This window comes from Pseudomonas emilianonis, assembly GCF_023072625.1.
GTDB classification, from domain to species: Bacteria; Pseudomonadota; Gammaproteobacteria; order Pseudomonadales; family Pseudomonadaceae; genus Aquipseudomonas; species Aquipseudomonas paraveronii.
In genome coordinates this window covers 1-2,786 of the sequence record NZ_JAKNRV010000517.1, presented here as the reverse complement: position 1 = coordinate 2,786, position 2,786 = coordinate 1, and the positions used below count along the sequence as shown (strand labels likewise).

Sequence of the window (2,786 nt, the reverse complement as noted above, 5' to 3'; positions counted from 1 at the left end):
AGCGCCGGGCGCCAGCACTACCTCACCGCCATCAGCAAGGTCGATGACCAGTTGGTGGAAATCATCGACGTGCGCAACCTGATGCTCAGCCCCAGCGCTGGTATCGACCCGCAGATGCTGTTCGACACGCGCCCGCTGGCCGACCAGATCCTCGCCACCCTGCAAACCCACGCGCGCTTCCATGAGCTGTCGGCCAAGTTCGCCGTGCAACTGGATGGCTTTGAGGCCCTGGCGATGCTCGAACATCACCATGACCTGTGGCTGTCGGCCTTTGAACAACACGGCGAGACGCTGCTCGCGTTCGGCCTGGCCGGTTGCCCGGGGTTGGATGCGCCGCTGGCGGCGGTGCGACTGGAGCAGGGGCACGCCTTGGTGGTGGCGGTGCTGGAACGGTTTCTGGACCTGGCCACGCCGGCGCAAACGCGGATGCGTCATCTGCCTGTGGATAACTTTTTCGACGGTCTGCACCTGCCGCTGTTGCCGGTCGATGGCTTCAAACGCCCGGCCAGCGGGGCGTTGCTGCACCTGGGAAGTTATCCACAGCGTCAGCAGGATCGGGTCTACGTCGCCGCCGTGACACCGCTGGGTCGACTCGACTCAAGCATGCTCAAGGGCGCAGCCCAACTCGCCAATGAGTATGGCGACGGCACGCTGCGCTTTACCCCCTGGCAAGGCCTGCTGCTGCCCAACGCCAAACACCACGACCTGGAAAAGATGGTCGCCGAGGGCACCTTTCGCGAAGACCTGTTCTATCGCCTCAACGTCCTCAATGTCGAAGTGCCGCCCCTGCGCGAGCGAGGCCAGGACATCCTGCTGCTGGCACGCTACTTCATGCAGCAGGCCTGCGCGCAGATCCAGCGCCCGGTCTGCCGCCTGGCGCCCGGTACTTACCCGGCATTGCTGGGCAACCGCTGGCCGGGCAATGTGCGGCAGTTGCAGAACGTGATCTTCCGCGCCGCCGCCATCTGCGAAAGCAGCCTGGTGGACATCGGCGACCTGGACATCGCCGGCACCTCGGTCGCACGCCAGAGCGACAGCGAAATCGACAGCCTGGAACAGGCCGTGGAAGACTTCGAACGCAGCCTCCTGGAAAAGCTCTACACCAGCTACCCGTCGACCCGCCAGTTGGCGAGCCGCCTGCACACCTCCCACACCGCTATCGCCCATCGCCTGCGCAAATACGGCATCCCCAACAAGCCCTGACTGAACACGGATCAAATGGGGGAGGGGCAGCGTGTCATCAAATACGACCTTGATCTGTACTGAAAGCGCTACAGCGTAACGATATCGCTACAACCCTGCTTTTTGCGCGCCATGCAAGGCTTTGATCCACATAGGCTTTTTTTCTTGCGGCGAAGTGTAGCGAAATCGCTACAGCCTCAGGCGCGATCGCGCAGGCCATTTTTATCAAGTTATTGATTTATAAGTGATTAATGACATTGGCCGCGATATTGCTAAGTAACTCCCCATTATTCCAATCCCGTCCACCAGACGAATCTGGCCCCGAGGAGTTTCCATGAGCGAGTTGCGTTTCACTGAAGATCACGAATGGCTGCGCGCCGAAGCTGACGGCAGCGTCACCGTGGGTATCACCGCGTTCGCGCAAAACGCGCTGGGTGATGTGGTTTTCGTGCAACTGCCGGAGTTGCAGGCCTACGACAAGGGCGCCGAAGCGTCCACCGTGGAATCAGTCAAAGCCGCCAGTGGCGTGTACATGCCGTTGGACGGTGACGTCCTCGAAGTGAACGCCGAGCTGGAGGGCCGCCCGGAACTGGTCAACGAAGACCCGATGGGCGAAGGCTGGTTCTTCCGCTTTAAACCCGCCGATGCCGATGCAGTGGCTACGCTGTTGGATCAGGATGCGTATGACCGCCTGATCAAAGCCAACGCACAAGCCTGAGGAGCGCGCCATGACGATCAACTTGAGCACCGCCAACGAATTCATCGCCCGCCACATCGGCCCGCGCCATGAAGATGAGCTACAGATGCTCGCCAGCCTGGGCTTTGATTCCCTGGAAGGCCTGAGCGCCAGTGTGATCCCGGAAAGCATCAAGGGCACCAGCGTGCTCGGCCTGGAAGATGGCTTGAGCGAAGCCGAGGCCCTGGCCAAGATCAAGGCCATCGCCAGTCAGAATCAACTGTTCAAGACCTACATCGGCCAGGGCTACTACAACTGCCATACGCCGTCGCCGATCCTGCGCAACCTCTTGGAAAACCCGGCCTGGTACACCGCCTACACGCCCTACCAACCGGAGATTTCCCAGGGCCGCCTGGAAGCGCTGTTGAACTTCCAGACCCTGATCAGCGACCTCACCGGCCTGCCGATTGCCAACGCGTCGCTGCTTGACGAAGCCACCGCCGCCGCCGAAGCCATGACCTTCTGCAAACGCCTGAGCAAGAACAAGGGCAGCAATGCCTTCTTCGCCTCGATCCACAGCCACCCGCAAACCCTCGACGTGCTGCGCACCCGTGCCGAGCCCTTGGGCATCGACGTGGTGGTGGGCGATGAGCGCGAACTGAGCGATGTCAGCCCATTCTTCGGCGCCCTGCTGCAATACCCGGCCAGCAACGGCGACGTGTTTGATTATCGCGAGCTGACCGAACGCTTCCACGCCGCCAATGCCCTGGTGGCCGTGGCCGCCGACCTGCTGGCCCTGACCCTGCTGATAACATTGGGGGAACTTGAGTAAATAACAATGAGTCAGGTTAATTATGCCCGCCGACATTGGCCCCTAGAGGTTATCGGTCTAACGCCCGTCTGGAAATTTGTAACGGTTTCTGGTGGA

General features: G+C 61.1%; 2 protein-coding genes and 1 pseudogene. All 3 read left to right on the top strand.

What is annotated here, in order from left to right:
- Positions 1 to 1,203: TyrR/PhhR family helix-turn-helix DNA-binding protein (locus L9Z73_RS28630; protein WP_247408162.1), on the top strand; the 1,203-nt coding region annotated here is incomplete at its 5' end.
- 313 nt (positions 1,204 to 1,516) lie between these two features.
- On the top strand, positions 1,517 to 1,900 hold the full coding sequence (gene gcvH, locus L9Z73_RS28625) for a glycine cleavage system protein GcvH (protein ID WP_247408160.1): 384 nt from the start codon (positions 1,517 to 1,519) through the stop codon (positions 1,898 to 1,900).
- Between the two features lie 10 nt (positions 1,901 to 1,910).
- Positions 1,911 to 2,681: pseudogene (locus L9Z73_RS28620) on the top strand (glycine dehydrogenase (aminomethyl-transferring)); the annotation flags it as partial.
- Positions 2,682 to 2,786: the final 105 nt, after the last annotated feature.

Coding starts and splice junctions, on each gene's coding strand:
- gcvH (WP_247408160.1), top strand. CDS start 1,517: ATGAGCGAGTTGCGTTTCACTGAAGATCACGAATGGCTGCGCGCCGAA.